This is a genomic window from Taibaiella chishuiensis, from assembly GCF_003014535.1.
In the GTDB taxonomy this organism is placed as follows: domain Bacteria; phylum Bacteroidota; class Bacteroidia; order Chitinophagales; family Chitinophagaceae; genus Taibaiella; species Taibaiella chishuiensis.
The window spans coordinates 104,532-119,598 of the sequence record NZ_PYGD01000013.1 but is presented as its reverse complement, the minus strand read 5'-3'; the positions used below and the strand labels follow the sequence as shown (position 1 = coordinate 119,598).

15 protein-coding genes are annotated in these 15,067 nt (G+C 51.1%); 5 read left to right on the top strand and 10 right to left on the bottom strand.

The features are described from left to right. Positions 1–4: 4 nt before the first annotated feature. A complete protein-coding gene (locus B0I18_RS22945; RefSeq protein WP_106525105.1) occupies positions 5–769 on the bottom strand; it encodes a methyltransferase domain-containing protein in 765 nt (254 codons plus the stop codon). Positions 770–804: 35 nt separating this feature from the next. After that, positions 805–1,527: a hypothetical protein gene (locus B0I18_RS22940; RefSeq protein WP_219906036.1), complete on the bottom strand. Its 723-nt coding sequence runs from the start codon at positions 1,525–1,527 to the stop codon at positions 805–807. 657 nt (positions 1,528–2,184) lie between these two features. Between B0I18_RS22940 and B0I18_RS22935 the strand changes: the two genes are divergently transcribed. After that, positions 2,185–3,114: a L,D-transpeptidase gene (locus B0I18_RS22935; protein WP_181358588.1), complete on the top strand. Its 930-nt coding sequence runs from the start codon at positions 2,185–2,187 to the stop codon at positions 3,112–3,114. A gap of 85 nt (positions 3,115–3,199) precedes the next feature. After that, complete coding sequence (locus tag B0I18_RS22930) at positions 3,200–5,269, top strand: BatA domain-containing protein (RefSeq protein WP_106525103.1); 2,070 nt, start codon at positions 3,200–3,202, stop codon at positions 5,267–5,269. Positions 5,270–5,275: 6 nt separating this feature from the next. Here the strand turns inward: B0I18_RS22930 and B0I18_RS22925 are convergent, their stop codons facing one another. The 8 genes from B0I18_RS22925 to B0I18_RS22890 all read right to left on the bottom strand — a co-directional run bounded on the left by B0I18_RS22925 (position 5,276) and on the right by B0I18_RS22890 (position 12,969). Further along, on the bottom strand, positions 5,276–5,671 hold the full coding sequence (locus tag B0I18_RS22925; protein WP_106525102.1) for a DUF423 domain-containing protein: 396 nt from the start codon (positions 5,669–5,671) through the stop codon (positions 5,276–5,278). A gap of 10 nt (positions 5,672–5,681) precedes the next feature. Further along, the gene (locus B0I18_RS22920) at positions 5,682–6,197 is read right to left on the bottom strand and encodes a shikimate kinase (RefSeq protein ID WP_106525101.1); all 516 of its coding nucleotides are present in this window, start codon (positions 6,195–6,197) and stop codon (positions 5,682–5,684) included. Positions 6,198–6,233: 36 nt separating this feature from the next. Beyond that, complete coding sequence (locus B0I18_RS22915) at positions 6,234–7,052, bottom strand: alpha/beta fold hydrolase (protein WP_106525100.1); 819 nt, start codon at positions 7,050–7,052, stop codon at positions 6,234–6,236. Between the two features lie 73 nt (positions 7,053–7,125). After that, on the bottom strand, positions 7,126–8,337 hold the full coding sequence (lepB, locus tag B0I18_RS22910) for a signal peptidase I (protein WP_106525099.1): 1,212 nt from the start codon (positions 8,335–8,337) through the stop codon (positions 7,126–7,128). A 226-nt stretch (positions 8,338–8,563) separates the two neighbouring features. Then, positions 8,564–10,276, bottom strand: coding sequence for a DUF4836 family protein (locus B0I18_RS22905; protein ID WP_106525098.1), 1,713 nt, complete (start codon positions 10,274–10,276; stop codon positions 8,564–8,566). A gap of 156 nt (positions 10,277–10,432) precedes the next feature. Further along, a complete protein-coding gene (locus B0I18_RS22900; RefSeq protein ID WP_146146854.1) occupies positions 10,433–10,843 on the bottom strand; it encodes a DUF3127 domain-containing protein in 411 nt (136 codons plus the stop codon). 140 nt (positions 10,844–10,983) lie between these two features. Continuing rightward, complete coding sequence (gene tpiA, locus B0I18_RS22895; RefSeq protein WP_106525096.1) at positions 10,984–11,748, bottom strand: triose-phosphate isomerase; 765 nt, start codon at positions 11,746–11,748, stop codon at positions 10,984–10,986. A gap of 24 nt (positions 11,749–11,772) precedes the next feature. Then, complete coding sequence (locus tag B0I18_RS22890) at positions 11,773–12,969, bottom strand: GlmU family protein (protein WP_106525149.1); 1,197 nt, start codon at positions 12,967–12,969, stop codon at positions 11,773–11,775. 137 nt (positions 12,970–13,106) lie between these two features. Between B0I18_RS22890 and def the strand changes: the two genes are divergently transcribed. The 3 genes from def to mazG all read left to right on the top strand — a co-directional run bounded on the left by def (position 13,107) and on the right by mazG (position 15,024). Then, positions 13,107–13,685 carry a peptide deformylase gene (gene def, locus B0I18_RS22885; RefSeq protein WP_106525095.1) on the top strand — a complete coding sequence of 193 codons (579 nt, stop codon included), beginning with the start codon at positions 13,107–13,109 and terminating at the stop codon, positions 13,683–13,685. A 41-nt stretch (positions 13,686–13,726) separates the two neighbouring features. Further along, positions 13,727–14,101: a hypothetical protein gene (locus B0I18_RS22880; RefSeq protein ID WP_106525094.1), complete on the top strand. Its 375-nt coding sequence runs from the start codon at positions 13,727–13,729 to the stop codon at positions 14,099–14,101. A gap of 155 nt (positions 14,102–14,256) precedes the next feature. Next, a complete protein-coding gene (gene mazG, locus B0I18_RS22875; protein WP_106525093.1) occupies positions 14,257–15,024 on the top strand; it encodes a nucleoside triphosphate pyrophosphohydrolase in 768 nt (255 codons plus the stop codon). Positions 15,025–15,067 lie beyond the last annotated feature (43 nt).

Below are 15,067 nucleotides of genomic sequence, written 5' to 3'. Positions count from 1 at the left end.
AAACTTATTTTGTCGCAGAGGCAACAACCAGATTGATTGTGCAGGCAAAATAACGATTTTGATCGGCATCACGCAAGGCGGTAAGAAAAGTATCGTATACTTCGGTGCTGATGTGCCCCCGTACCTGCATTTGCTGCAGGGCATAATCGATGCGGAGTATGGCTACTACCTGGTCGAGCGAGCGGGAGCTGAAGGGGAATATTTCGAGGTTAATATCGCGGAAGCCGGCTTCCTGCAGGTTTTTGATCACATTGGCGGCGGCCAGCCCGTTGTTTACGTTTTCCTGGGTCAGGTAGCGGTTCAGGGTGTGGGCGGTACCGGCATCGCCGTTGTAGAAGGTAATGCTGTTCCAGTCGGTTTCTACGATCACGACAGGTGCGCCGGGTTGCAGTACGCGGTAAAATTCTGCATAAGCCTGTTCGGGTGCGGCAATATGCTGGATCAGGCGTTCGGCGCGGATCCCGGCCAGGCTGGCGTCGCCCAGGTTAAGGTTGGTGGCGTCGCCGGTTTCGAAGCGGATGCCTGTCTGCCCGTTGGCATCGCTTTGTGCCTTACCGATCATCAGCTCGTCATGGTCGATGCCAAGTATAGCTACTTTACCTTCCAGCATTTTCAGCAGGTTAAGGGCATCGGCGCCGGTGCCGCAACCGATATCGGCTATGGTACCGCTGTCGAGACCGGCAAAGGGTTGGTAGGAGGTTTGTTTCAGATTTTTGAGCAGTCGGGTGGTCTGCTCCAGATAGTCCATGTTGTACAATGGTTCTGGCATATGGTCGTTGGTTTTGGTGGTTACTCGAAGTTCTGTTATATGGCTGCGCAGGGCGTCCAGAGGTGGATGGCGGGCAGCCTGCGTTGGCGGTAGTTTTGTTGCATGGTATTGATGGTATCGGGCAGGCTCCAGCGGTCGAGGTTCGGTATTTCCAGTTCATAATGGATCACGATCTCCTTTTTACGCAGTATTTCGCAGCGTACGGTATTGAGGTTGTTGCGGAGATACAGGATGGACTTGCGATCCTCTTCGGCTGCAGTGCTCAACCCATCCAGGTCTTCGTAGATCATGGAGGTGGCCAGCAGGTCTATTTTGGGATAGTAGAAAGTGCCGTTATTACCGAGCCGTTTTTCGATGCGGTACCCGATATTCTCTGCCAGTTTAACGGTATAGGGTGCACAAAGTGCAAAGAGGGACCTCAGCTTAAGTTGTTGCGCTATAGCAACGCCGGCACGCGACAGGAAGATACTACCGATACCATACCCGGCAATTTCGCGCGAGTTCCAGAGGCCACAGCCTTCGCCGGTGCCGTACAGGCCTTCGCGGTATACCAGTTCGTGCACCCTGGGGTCCATAAGGCCCGTGGCGTCTTCGAGCGGGAGCGGCTGGCTGCCGCCTGCAACGTGGATCCTGGCGCCGCCATATACTTTTTCTTTGTCGAGCGATTCCACGATGATCACGAACGCCGCAGGGTTACTGAGCCATTCATTCCTGGAGGAGGTTATTTTTTCGATCCCAAAGCTGGTCAGTACATGCATATGCCCTTCCGCGAATTTGAGACATGCTTCCGGATCATCCACGGCCCGGAATGCTCTTAATCGCACTTCCGGCCGATCTTTATTTAACGGGTTTCCTATCACCGCAACAAGGGGTGTTTACATGTTAACAAATGATGGTGATACGGCAGGTTGTGAATTGGCAATACAAAATAACGAATTATTTTATATTATTACACTTTTTTAGTATAGAAAAAAAGTATATCCAATCTTGGGTTTTGTCCTGTTTGAGGATGTTTGGTCTGAAAACTTGCGCAATTCTACTTGAAATTCTCGGCCATAACTCTAATTGTAAAAAAAATTAGGCATTAGTTAACATTTGTTAAAATCTAAAGTGGGTCAAAATCTCGTAGTCGTTACTTAAATCAATTTTTTATAAATTAAATTTATTGTGTTTTGTTTTATGGTAGCATTTTTTGCCTTTTTTTCGCCGAAAAATATATGTTTTTTTCCAAGGCCGGCAGTTCCGGATCCATTGCCTTTTGGGATAGGCAGACCTGTTTATTATGCCTCATTTAAATAAGGATAAAGATTTTATATTGTTCTGTCTATACCCTTACTTTGCCGTGCCGGAAAAAGAAATTATCTTAAGGCTTATTTTATCCCTATCCGAAAATGCTTAGAAATTCTACCCGTATAATGCTTGCCTCCGCAGGCATGTTATTCTTCAGCCAATGTGCCGGTCCCGATGCTGCCCCGGATAAAAAAACAGCCGCGAAAGATACCGCTGCAGCCCAACAGCAGCCCGCAGCCAAAAATGAGCCGCCCCCACCACCGCCTGTAACGCTGGCCTATACGGCTTACCCCATCAAAGGGATAAAAGGCGCTGCTGCTGCGCTTAAAAAACAATACAATAAGGACCAGCAACGTATTATCTATGCGCTTAACCGGGTAGACGAAGGGCACATGCCCAACCAGGATACGCTGATCATACCGGATACCTTTATGGCCGATATCGCGGCGTACAGCCCATTCCCGCAGTCGGTAAGCCTGCTGGCCGATGTCGATAAGATCGTGGTATTTTCCTACGCTATACAGGCCTTTGCAGCCTACGAGCAGGGCAGGCAGGTATACTGGGGCCCCACCAGTATGGGCAGCAAGATCCATAAAACGCCTACCGGGCTGTTCCATACCAACTGGAAGGCCCGCGAAACAATCAGTACTGTAGACGACGAGTGGAAGCTGAAATGGAATTTCAATATCGAGAACCGGGAAGGGGTAGGCTGGCACCAGTATGCCTTACCGGGTTACCCGGCTTCGCACTCCTGCCTGCGTATGTTTGCTTATGATGCCGAGTGGATGTATAGCTGGGCGCAGCAATGGATACTCCAGGATAATAAACTGGCGGCGAAAGGCACGCCGGTGGTCGTTTTCGGCGCTTACCCCTTCGGCAGCCGCAGGCCCTGGCGCAACCAGATCGAAAATGCAACCGTTAATAATTTCAGCGTAGAAGCGCTTGAAAAAGAGATCCAGCCATTCCTGGCCGATATTAAGATCGGGCAGGAGCAGCGCAAAACAGTAGAAGCCGGCCGTGCAGCTGCCAAAGCCAGCCAAACTGCACAGCCCTAAAGGCTTTGCGGCATCTGCTGCAACTAATCTTATTTACAGCCCATAGCGCGTTTCCGGAAACCTTTATTTTCATTACTTTCGCTCTATGGGCTTTTTATTTCCCCTCTTCCTGCTGGCTGCCGTGGCTTTGGTTATCCCGGTGCTGATCCACCTGTTTAACCTGCGCCGGTACAAACGGGTGCTTTTTCCCGATACCCATTTCCTGCGCAATATCCAATTATCGACCAAAAGACAGTCTCAGCTCAGGGACCGCAGGCTGCTGGCTCTGCGTCTCCTGTTTCTTGCCGCATTGATCCTTGCATTTGCGCAGCCTTATATGGGCGGCGCCGATAAGGAGGCCCGGGCTACCGTTACCGTTATCTATATCGACAACTCTTACAGTATGACCCTGGGCGAAGGCCAGGAAAAACTCTTGCAGCAGGCCCGTAACAAGGCCCGTCAATTGATACAGGCTGCGGGCAACGAGCGCCGTTTCCTGTTGCTGAGCAATGATAAACTGGCGGCAACGAGGCCTATGCTGCGCAATGAAGCATTACAGGCCCTGGACGGTATTGTACCCGTATCGAAAAATGCATCGCTCAAACAGGTGGCCGGCAGTATCAGCGCCGCCCAGGGCAACGAGAGCAACGAACGCTGGGATGTCTACCTCTTTACCGACCTGCAACGGTCTACCTTTGCGGCCGGGGGCGACAAACTCAGCTGGCCCGCACATACCCGTTTATACCTGTATCCTTTCCAGGCCGCTAAGGCATCCAATCTTTATATCGATACGGCTTACTTCCTTTCGCCCTCGCTGGATACCCGCCAGCCCAATGCGCTGGTGGTAAACGTAAAACAAAGCGGCGCCCCCCGCGAACAACGCAGCAACCTGCAGGTAACCGTGGGTAACCAGGTGCGCGCGGTAAGCGCCATCGATATGGGCAAGGACACCCTGCATACCGACACCCTGGCTTTACAGCTTAACGGCGCCGGCTGGCAGGACATCGCCATTGCCCTGCAGGACCACCCGCTCAGCTTCGACGATACCTTCCGTATTGCAGCGCGCACGGCGCCCAACCTGTCGGTGCTGGTGGTAACCGGCGATGTGATTAATCCTTATCTGCAAGCAGCCTTTAAGACCAACGAGGGTTTCCGTGTGGTGGCCGAGCAGACCCAGGCGCTAAAAAAAGACGAATGGAAACAGTACAGCCTTATTGTACTGCAAAACTGTAATACGATTACACCGGCCCTGCGTGATGCGGTAAAGGAGGCCCTGGAGCGCGGTCAGAATATCCTGATGTTCCCGGGGCGCATTACCGATATCAACGGCTTCAACCAATCGCTGAAAGCCTGGGGGGATATTACCTTCGGACCGCTGGATACCGCGCGGCAACAAGTGGTTACGTTGCAGCAGGCCCATCCCTTACTGCAGGACCTGTTCGAAAAGGTGCCGGACAATGTACAGCTGCCGCTTGCCCTGAGCCGGTACCCGGTAGAGGCTTCGGTTGTGGCCAACCAGCAGGCGCTGATGAGCTTCAGGGACGGCAGGCCTTTCCTGGCGCAGTACAGCCTGCAGCAGGGTAAACTGTATCTCTGTGCCACGGCGCTCGACGACCGTTCTTCCAACTTTGCTTTGAGTTATTTCTTTGTGCCCGTATTGTATAAAATGGCCGTGCAGCATGGCGGCAATAATACCTATGCGGTAGCCGTAGGCAGCAACCGTCCTTTGTGGCTGCCGGTAAGCGGCAACGACCAGCGTAAGGTATGGCACCTGCGCCGTGCGGGTTTCGATGCGATACCCGCCCAAAGGCCTGCCGGGGCCGGGGTAGAGGTGTTTGCCGGTAATACGGCTAAGGATGCGGGCTTCTATACGCTCAGCAACGAAGCCAGCGCCGATACGGTATTGATAGCGCTAAACGCCAACCGCGCCGAGTCGCTGCTGGACTATGCCGGCAAAAGCGATATCGAGCAGGCATTGAAGCCTGCCGAAGTGCATTGGCTCAACGACCGTATCGTGGCGCAACAGGGATGGAACAGCGCCCGTACGCCTTTCCCGCTCTGGAAGATCGGCGTTGTGATCGCGCTGTTATGCCTGGTCCTCGAAACGGTTTTGATGTTCCGCAAAGGCCGTACAAAAGCCACAGCAGGCGAAGTACCTGCTGGGGCTACTGTTTAAAAGCAATTAGTTTGTTTTACGCTTATTGATACCCAGCAACAGGCATATCCAGCCGAGGATAAAGAAAACACCGCCTATAGGGGTAAGAATGCCCAGACCGCCGATACCCACCGACTGCGTGGTTTTAAGGTATACCAACAGGTAAATAGAACCGGAGAAGAGAATAATGCCCGTAATAAAGGCCCAGGTGGCCCTTTTGATCCAGGCGCCGGGAAAGGCCAGGTTCAGGATACCGGCAAAGGCCAGGGCAAAGCTGTGGTAAAATTGGTATTTCACGGCGGTTTCGTAAGAAACCTGCATGTCGGGAGAGAGAACGGGACGGAGTGCATGAGCGCCCATGGCGCCCACGATAACGCCGATCAGCGCAAAGATAAAGGCCGCGGTTAAAGCTGGTTTGAACATAGGAAGACAGTTAAAGAATGTACTTGCGTATCTGCGCTGCAAAGGTAGCAAGGGATAGGTTATCGACCTCAATTTTTATATCGGCCTGCTCGTAAAAAACTTGTCTTTGCTCCAATAAATTACCCAGTTTTTCTTTTAGCACTTTGGGGTCGCCGGTGGCCAGCAGCGGGCGTGTGCCCGGGTTGAGCTGCACCCGCGCTGCGAGCTGTTCTACCGAAGAGGCCAGGTAGATTATCCTGCCTGCGGCCTGCATCAGGGCTATATTGCCGGGGTAGGCCGGCAAGCCGCCGCCGGTCGATATCAGGGTGTGGCGATCGCCCGACAGGGCTATGGCCTTTTGCAGGGCAGCCTGTTCGCACTGCCGGAAAAAAGGTTCGCCCCGGGCAAAAAGTTCCGGGATCGTAGCGGCGTTTTCCGATTCGATAAGCGCATCGAGATCTATCTGCTCCAATTGAAGTTCGGCAGCGAGTTGCTGCATCCAATAGGTTTTACCGCTACCGGGCATGCCGGTCAGAAATAAACGCATAGTTTTTTGTTTTTTCCGGGAGAGCAATGGTCGTTTCTAATCCGTTTTGGGCAGCAACAGTTCAGCGATCTGTTGCTGGAGGGCTTCCTGCACCAGGTTGTGCCCCGCATCCAATACCCGCAGCTGTGCCTGTTTCAGGTTTTTGATAAAACGTTCGCCCTGGTCCGGTGGGAAGATGCGGTCGTGCCGGCCCATCACCACGATGGTGGTTACCTTGTATTTATTGATATTCCATTTTACCAGGTTGATATTGGGGATCAGGCGGCTCATTACGGGCCACACATAGGACAGCTGGTGCCGTATGGTATCGTCGGTCAGCCTTGTTTTGGCAAATTTGAAACGCGATTCGTCTACCAGGTTATATTTGCGCAGCCAGGCCATTTTACTGATCCAGCGCTGGGGATCGGCTATGATCTTTTTAAAGATGATCTTACCCGCGGGGTTGCGCGTAGCCAGTCCGTACCAGAAGTTTTTCTGCATCCCGTCGGCGGCCAGCAACAGGGCTTTGTCGACCCAGTTGGGTTGCAGTTCCAGGATGTTGAGCACCACACGGCCGCCCAGGCTAAAGCCAAGCAGGTCAAATTTTTCGACCCCGAAATTGTTCCGGATACCCTGTACGATCGCCATCAAAGCCTTCTTTTCCATATAGGCCGAGTTCCAGCGGGTTTTACCGTGCCCGGGCAGGTCTACCGATATTACGGTATATTCCTGTTGCAGCAGCCGGGCCAGCGGCTCAAATACAGCGGCATCGTTATTGAACCCGTGAAAAGCGATCAGGAGTTTGGGACCGGAGCCCATACGCAGGCAATGCACCTCGTTGTCTTCGTATTTTATAAAGCCGGATATCGGTACCATAGTATGTTTACAGCAAAAGAGCAGTATCCTGTTGTTTAGGATACTGCTCTTAAATTTATAAGTTGAACATAAATTATTCCTGCAGTGTTCCTACACCCCGGAACAGGCGACGCCAGCGTATGCCGTTCTCGCCGTAGCTCAGCCATACAAACGAGGCTTTGCCCACCACATGGTCTTCGGGTACAAAACCCCAGAAGCGGGAGTCGAGGGAGTTGTGGCGATTGTCGCCCATCAGCCAGTAGTAATCCATTGTAAAGGTATAACTGTTGGCTTCTTTATCGTTGATATAATATTTACCGTTCTTTTCTTCAAACTTATTGTGTTCGTATACCTGGATCACGCGGCGGTAAATGGAAATGTTTTCGGGGGTAAGGGTAACGCTTGCGCCCTTTTTCGGGATCATGACCGGACCGTAGTTATCCATGTTCCATTTACAGTGCAGGGTATCCTGCGGGTAAGTCCACTGGGGTATCATACCGGTTTCGCCGGCAGGCAGCACTTCGAAAGGCACTACAGCCGTAACGCCGGGCATTTTGCGGATCTTGTCTGCCGTCTGCGCTTCCATATCGTAAGCGATCGCGATAGCGCCGTTGGGGTACTGGTAGCGGTTGGTCAGGATATGTTCTTCGTCGACTAAATCCTGCGGCGGTACTACGCCGGTTGCCGACTGGATGCTGTACTCTGCACGCTGATGCGGGTAAATGGTGCCTTGCTTATCGTTTACATACAATACGCCGCCTATAACCTGGATCTTATCGCCGGGAACGCCCACACAGCGTTTAATATAATTCTCTTTTTTATCGACCGGGCGGGTAATAACGGTATAACGGTTCCAGACTGCCTCGCGGCCAAACATTCTTATCGCGGTATAATAATCATTGGCAGGGTCTTCTACCATGGTGGTATCGTTGTTGGGGAAATTGAAAACCACCACATCATAACGTTTTACATCGCCAAAGCCCGGCAGCCTGCGGTATTTCCATTGTACGGCATCGGTATAGGACTTGCCGCCGAATATAGGCATGGTATTGTGTACCAGGGGAACAGCAACGGGCGTCATGGGCATGCGCGGCCCATAGGCCACTTTACTTACAAACAGGTAATCGTTGATGAGCATGGTGCCTTCCATAGAACCGGAAGGGATGGTATACGCTTCGATGAAAAAGGTACGGATTATGGTAGCGGCGATAACGGCAAACAATGCGGCATCCAGCCATTCTCTCCAGACAGGTTTTTTCTTTTTATTGGGATCCTCTTTTTTCTTCTTCCAAAAAGCTAAGCGCATATTTGTGTATTGTGATTTAGGTGTTCAGTTGCAAAGGCCGGCCCGTGGCGGGCCAGAATGCCAAAAATAATAACTTATTGCCAATAAGCATATTTTGATTTAGCCTTTTGGTAAAAGATAACGAGTACTGCTTCAAATACTTTATGCAGCTATTATGTGGCGGGTAAGGCCGGGGCACAAAAAAGCCCCCGCCATAGGGCAGGGGTCTGAAAAATGGTATCGGCGTTTAGATAGCCGGGCTTGCCGTAGAGTCTACGGTGGCTGCAGGCTCTGCGTCGTCGGGTATAATATCATCGAAGCTGTCGGCTTCGCGTTTGTTGGCTTCCATTACTTTCTGAGAGAAATTGATCAGTTGCATCAGGCTGTTCTCATCTTTGTTCTGGAAGTTCAGTTCGAAGTGGAAAGGCGCGTGGTTGCCGTCTATTTTACCGCCGTAAGCGACTACCGATTCCAGCAGTTTTTTACCGTCGTGGAATACGGCGGTATCTTCTTTGCCATAGAGCAGGTCGAGCGGCAGCGACTGTACCGAGTTCCTGATATCGATATACAAGCCGTAAGGATTGTTTTTTACTTCTTTAGGAATATCGAACTTGGCTGCAGCAGCACCGGTAGCGAAGGCATTGGCTGCCGCCTGGTCGTTGGTAACTGCAACGTAGTCGTCTTTCTTGTTCAGGTATACGCCGGCACCGATCATGTAAGCATCCGGGCCGGTTGCCATCAGCATTTCCCTGCCGGTTGCGATCTGCATCAGTTTACCAAAGGCTGCCTGGTCTTTAATCTTGAACGACAGGAAGGCTTTCATCGAAGGCTCGGGGCTGGTATAGTTTACCGCAGATCCGCCTACGCTGGCCGCCAGGTTTTTGGTCTGTACGGTAAAGTCGGAAATAGTAAACAGGAAGTCGCCGGTAAAGGCATTCAGGATATCGTCGAGGGTCAGTCCCATTTCTTTCAGGGCCATATTGGCCAGCGGCGCCATACCCATGGTATCGGCCAGGACTTTGATCCCTGCCGGGTTGAAATGATAGCTCATCAGCAGGTTCAGCTGGTTGCCGGGTACTTTTTTAAGCAGTTCCGCATTGTCCGACTGGGAAGCCATGGCCTGTGCGATTGCTTTGGCGCTGTTATTGAAGTGGTAGCGGGCATCGGCTACGATCTTACCTTTTTCAAAATCGAGGCTACCGGTAAAGTAGGCGTCTTTTACCAGTTTCTTCTGCGAAGCCATAATCGCGCCGGCGCTGCCCAGTTCTTCCTGCGACAGGCCACTGGCCAGTGCTTCGTAGTTCAGCCAGAAGGAGAAGTCGTGGCTTTCCTTGATCAGGCTGGCAAACTCTTTATTTTCGGCGATGGACTGGTCTTTGGGTAAGGCAAAGCATTTCTGGATCTCTTCGGTAAGGATGGTGAGGTGCTGGCTGTTGTCGGCTACTTTAGGCGTGCCGTCCTCGTTCCATTCGCGCTGGTAGGCTTTGTTGGCCGTAGCTGCGATGGCGGTTTTACCGTCGAAACCGATACAGGTATTGGCGTCTATGGAGATAAAGGTCAGTTTATCTTTTAACTCCACCTTGGCATTGGGGTAATTTTCTTTGATAAAGGTTTTGAATTTTTCGGCGTCTTTCAGCGGCAGGATCACCATGAACTTGCTTTTACCGGCCAGGCGCTGGTCGGGCATGCCGAATGCAAAAAACGTGGTTAAAGGCTCGATGCCGGTTTTCTCGATATCGAATTTAGTGGTATCGCCTGCTTTACCGGTCATCTCTTTGAACATAGGACTACCGGCGAGGGCGCTCCAGGCTACTTTCTTGGCCAGTTCAACAGTATTCAGGCTCACAACGCCGATCGCGTCTTTGGGTATATACCTGGTGGTTTCAGGGGCCTTGCTGCAGGCACTGAAAAGGATTAGAAAGGAAAGGATCAGGGGGATTAACCGGGTTAATTTTTGCATTTATGAGAGTTTAGACTGCGAAATTAAAAAAGCCTGTGCATATTACAATCGTTAATGACTGTAAATACCGGGATAACGGGATGTTATTTGAAAAATAGAAACCCTGTTGCAGACAACAGGGTTTCGGGCAAAAGATTAAAAAGGTATACGATTTTCTTAGAACGGAAGATCGTCGGCAGCACCGGGATTAGGCTGGAAGCCACCCATATTTTGCTGCGGCTGGTTGTATTGTTGCTGTGGCTGAGCCTGTTGCTGGGGCATACCCTGGGCTGCACCTGCTCTTTCTACGCGCCATGCGTTCAGGTTGGTAATGTATTTTACCTGTCCGTCGCGTTCCCATTTGTTACCGCGGATATTGAAGGTAACTTTCAGCATCTCACCTTCCTGGAACTGGTCTACTACACCACAACTGGCATTCACGAGCTGGAAAGATGCATAATTGGTAAACACCATACCGGTAGGGCTCTCATCGGTTAACTCCAACACGAATTCTCTTTTGGAAAAGTTGTCTTTGATCTGCTGCGTAGGAAATTTGGCATGTAACCTGCCCGTTACTTCTAAACTCATAAAATTGCTATTTATAAAAAACGAATAAGATACGAAGATACTATTTTTTTTAATAAGGATCACCGGTAAAGCTCCTTTTGGCGGGCTTTTATGCTTAGCCGCTGAGGTTCATCGCATTCTGTACACCGGCGGCTTAATCCTTATTTCGAAGCCTCGATAATACCGGCAAAATCGGCTGCTACGAGCGATGCGCCGCCGATAAGACCACCGTCTACATCGGGACAGGCAAACAGTTCGGCTGCATTGGATGGCTTGCAGCTGCCGCCGTAAAGAATGCTGGTGTCTTCTGCCGTTTCGGCGCCATACTTATCCGCAATTACCGAACGGATATAGGCGTGCATTTCCTGGGCTTGTTCTGTACTGGCGGTACGGCCGGTACCAATGGCCCATACGGGTTCATAAGCGATCACTACATTTTTAAACTGGGCCAGGTCGAGGTGGAACAGGCCGCCTACGATCTGCTGGTGTACCAGTTCGTTCTGGCCGTTGGCATCTCTTACTTCCAGCGGTTCGCCTACACAAAAGATCACTTTAAGATCGTTGGCCAGGGCTGCATTTACTTTTTTAGCCAGCAGGGTTTCGTCTTCGCCGAAATACTGGCGGCGCTCGCTGTGACCGAGAATAACATAGGTAACACCTACGCTTTTGAGCATAGCGGCCGATACTTCGCCGGTATAGGCGCCGGATGCTTCCTGGTGGCAGTTTTGCGCACCCAGCAGGTAACCCGGGGTGTCTTTCAGCTGGGTAGCGGCCAGCTCCAGCTGGGTAAAGGGAGGAGCGATCACCACTTCGGTACCTTCAGCCAGGCTAAGGCTTTTTTGCAGCACATCGGCAACTAATTGTTTCCCCTCGAACAGGTTGAGGTTCATTTTCCAGTTACCGGCAACGATTTTTTTTCTGGACATATATATTGCTTGGTATTAATTTTTTTAGTGGAGTAACTCGCGTTGGTTTTTTGAGGCCTCAAAAATATGATGCAAAATTTCAATTTCCGCATCCGACAGGCTTTTATTCCTGCGGGCCATCATCCGGTTGGCGGTATCGAGTGCTTTTTCAACCTGGTAGGTCGTCATGCCTTCGCTGCCGCCCCAACTAAAGGAGGGTATAAATTTATCGGGGAAGCCGCCACCATAAATATTACAGCTAACGCCGGCTACGGTGCCGGTATTGAACATGGTATTGATACCGCATTTGGAGTGGTCGCCCATAAGCAGGCCGCAGAACTGCAGCCCGGTCTTCACGGACTTATTCTGGTATTCGCTCCAGATCTTCACTTCGTCGTAATTGTTTTTCAGGTTGGAGCAATTGGTATCGGCGCCGAGGTTGCACCATTCACCGATAACGGCATTGCCCAGGAAGCCGTCGTGCCCCTTATTGCTATTGGCAAAGAATACCACATTGCTGATCTCGCCACCTACCTTGCAATCGGGGCCTATGGTGGTCGCGCCGTATATTTTTGCACCCATCTTCAGGGTGGCGTGCGCGCCCAGGGCCAGGGGACCACGTATCACGCAGCCATCCATAATTTCGGCGTCTTTACCGATATAAACCGGTCCGGCCGAGGCGTTGATGATGCAGGGATAGATGCGGGCGCCGGGTTCTACGAATATATTTTCGGGTTGTATGGCGGTAACATAGGCTGGAAGCTCCTGCGAGTCGCGGCCCTGGGTAAGCAGGGCAAAGTCTTCGGTTATGGCCTGCCCGTTAAGGGCAAAGATATCCCATACCCGCTGCAGGCGGTGTATAAAACCGCGGAAAAGTACCTGTTCCAGTTCGCGGCTATGGTCCAGCAGGGCCTGCGGGCTGGCGGGTTGTGCGCTGGTATTGCAGGCCAGCAATTCGCCGTCCTGTACCAGGGCGGCGCCGGGCGCCAGTGTTTTAACGGCCTGCACCAGTTCAGGGGTACAGAACAGGGCGGCATTGATATAAATATTCTTGTCGGCGCCCTGCAGCGGGAAGGCCTTTTGCAGGTAGGCTTCCGTTAAGGTTGAGCTGGTGGTTTGCAGGTTGGTTTCCCAGCGTTCGCGCATGGTCAGTATGCCACAACGGATGTCGGCCACCGGCCGGGTATGGGTAAACGGGAGCAAGTGGTTACGGGCTTCGCCGTCGAAGAGGATTATGTTCATGGGGTTCGAAAATTCCGCTGCGAAGGTCGGGAAAATTTGATGATAATAAACAAGATGCATTTGCGCTATTTTGTGCATTAAGCCGGCTATAATGCTTACCTTTGCACTCTTTTCATAAAATACAGAATAGTTTTAAGATGATTTTACCAATTGTAGCTTATGGTCACCCGGTTTTGCGTAAGGTGTGTGAGGATATCGATAAAGACTACCCGGAACTGGAGAAGCTGATTGCCGATATGTGGGAAACGATGTACCATACCAATGGGGTAGGGATCGCCGCGCCGCAGATCAATAAGCCGGTACGTATATTCGTAATAGACACGGTGCAGATCGTGGAAGGCTTCGACGAAGAAGATAAAAAGGAATACCCCGACGAAAAGCCGGTTAAAAAAGTATTTATCAATGCACATACCGTAGCCACCGGCGGCAAGGACTGGGCTTATAACGAGGGTTGCCTCAGTATTCCTAAAGTAAGGGAAGATGTGGTGCGCCCCGGCGAGGTTACCCTCCGGTACCTCGACGAAAATTTCGTGGAGCAGGAAGAAACCTTCTCGGGCATTACCGGCAGGGTTATTATGCACGAATACGACCATATAGAAGGTAAACTGTTTATCGATTACCTGGCGCCGCTTAAAAAACGCCTGCTGAAAAAGAAGCTGGAAGACATTTCGAAGGGTAAGGTGCGGGTCGACTACCGCATGATGCTGCCTAAATAGGCCTGCAATTATCACCATAACGGTCTCTTTATTTTTATATCATGGCTCAGTCTCAAGGTTTTTTATACCGGTTTTTTCGCCGGCCACCGGTTCTGTTTCCCCTCATTGCTTTGTTCCACCTGGGGCTTACCATTTCGGAAGCGTTCAATTATATCGGCAATAATGATGTATATATGGCCTATTGGCTTATACCGGCCGTGTTGCTGTTGTATACCGTGTTCTGGAGCGGGGCAACTTTGTACAGGAAATGGGCTGCGGTGGCTTATGTATTGTTGACCGTGGCCAATGTGAGCCTGCATTTTTTTGCACCGCCCAGTGTGTACAAGCAGGCGCTTGGCGATATCCTGTTTATACCCGTACCGGTCAACCTGGTATTTTCCTTTTTACTGCTTTTCTTTTTCCGGCGCATGGAATAAAAAACAGCAGCTTATTATTCAGCGTAGACAACGCCGGTGATCCGTATAACAATACAGGGCGACCGGCGTTGTTTTTTGGGATAATTGACAGCCTGCGTTGGCTCAATTTATCTATTTTTGTTGCATCATGGCCCCTGGCCGATTAAAATTTACTTATGAACTACTCCGGCTCTCTTGAACGGCTGCAAAATATACTGAACGAATTACGCGAGAAGTGTCCCTGGGATAAGAAGCAGACCATACACAGCCTGCGCACCCAAACCATCGAAGAACTCTATGAGCTTACCGATGTGATTATTGCCGAAGACTGGAAGGGTATTAAAGAAGAGCTGGGCGACCTGTTGCTGCATATTCTTTTTTACAGCAAGATCGGCGCCGAGCAGGGGCAATTTACCCTTAACGATGTGATAGCTTCGGTAAGCAACAAATTGGTGGCCCGTCACCCGCATATCTACGATCATGTGTCAGTAACCGACGACCAGGAAGTGAAGCAGAACTGGGAAAAGATCAAGCTTAAAGAAGGCCGCAAATCGGTGCTGAGCGGCGTGCCCAATGCCCTGCCGGCAATGGTAAAGGCGGTACGGCTGCAGGATAAGGCCCGGCAGGTGGGCTTTGAATGGGATAATAAGGAGCAGGTATATGCCAAAGTGGAAGAGGAAATGCAGGAGCTGAAAGAAGCACTGGCCGAAAAAACACAGGATGCGGTAACAGAAGAATTCGGCGACCTGTTGTTCTCCCTGGTCAACTACGCCCGCTTTATCGACGTAGACCCGGAGAGCGCGCTGGAACGGACCAACCGTAAATTCAAATCCAGGTTCGAGCAGATGGAAGTGCTGGCAGAAGCCCGGCAACAGAAACTGCACGACCTCAGCCTCGAAGAGATGGATGCGCTCTGGAACCAGGTAAAACTGCAGGAACGCTAAGCATGCCTTGTCTTTTATTGATGTTTTGATCTACTATACTCCC

Excerpts from the sequence above, each read along its gene's own strand:
- B0I18_RS22940 (WP_219906036.1), bottom strand. The coding sequence starts at position 1,527 with ATGCATGTACTGACCAGCTTTGGGATCGAAAAAATAACCTCCTCCAGG.
- B0I18_RS22880 (WP_106525094.1), top strand. The coding sequence starts at position 13,727 with ATGGCTCAGTCTCAAGGTTTTTTATACCGGTTTTTTCGCCGGCCACCG.
- lepB (WP_106525099.1), bottom strand. The coding sequence starts at position 8,337 with ATGCGCTTAGCTTTTTGGAAGAAGAAAAAAGAGGATCCCAATAAAAAG.
- B0I18_RS22920 (WP_106525101.1), bottom strand. The coding sequence starts at position 6,197 with ATGCGTTTATTTCTGACCGGCATGCCCGGTAGCGGTAAAACCTATTGG.
- B0I18_RS22900 (WP_146146854.1), bottom strand. The coding sequence starts at position 10,843 with ATGAGTTTAGAAGTAACGGGCAGGTTACATGCCAAATTTCCTACGCAG.
- tpiA (WP_106525096.1), bottom strand. The coding sequence starts at position 11,748 with ATGTCCAGAAAAAAAATCGTTGCCGGTAACTGGAAAATGAACCTCAAC.
- mazG (WP_106525093.1), top strand. The coding sequence starts at position 14,257 with ATGAACTACTCCGGCTCTCTTGAACGGCTGCAAAATATACTGAACGAA.
- def (WP_106525095.1), top strand. The coding sequence starts at position 13,107 with ATGATTTTACCAATTGTAGCTTATGGTCACCCGGTTTTGCGTAAGGTG.
- B0I18_RS22945 (WP_106525105.1), bottom strand. The coding sequence starts at position 769 with ATGCCAGAACCATTGTACAACATGGACTATCTGGAGCAGACCACCCGA.
- B0I18_RS22890 (WP_106525149.1), bottom strand. The coding sequence starts at position 12,969 with ATGAACATAATCCTCTTCGACGGCGAAGCCCGTAACCACTTGCTCCCG.
- B0I18_RS22905 (WP_106525098.1), bottom strand. The coding sequence starts at position 10,276 with ATGCAAAAATTAACCCGGTTAATCCCCCTGATCCTTTCCTTTCTAATC.
- B0I18_RS22915 (WP_106525100.1), bottom strand. The coding sequence starts at position 7,052 with ATGGTACCGATATCCGGCTTTATAAAATACGAAGACAACGAGGTGCAT.
- B0I18_RS22935 (WP_181358588.1), top strand. The coding sequence starts at position 2,185 with ATGCTTGCCTCCGCAGGCATGTTATTCTTCAGCCAATGTGCCGGTCCC.
- B0I18_RS22925 (WP_106525102.1), bottom strand. The coding sequence starts at position 5,671 with ATGTTCAAACCAGCTTTAACCGCGGCCTTTATCTTTGCGCTGATCGGC.
- B0I18_RS22930 (WP_106525103.1), top strand. The coding sequence starts at position 3,200 with ATGGGCTTTTTATTTCCCCTCTTCCTGCTGGCTGCCGTGGCTTTGGTT.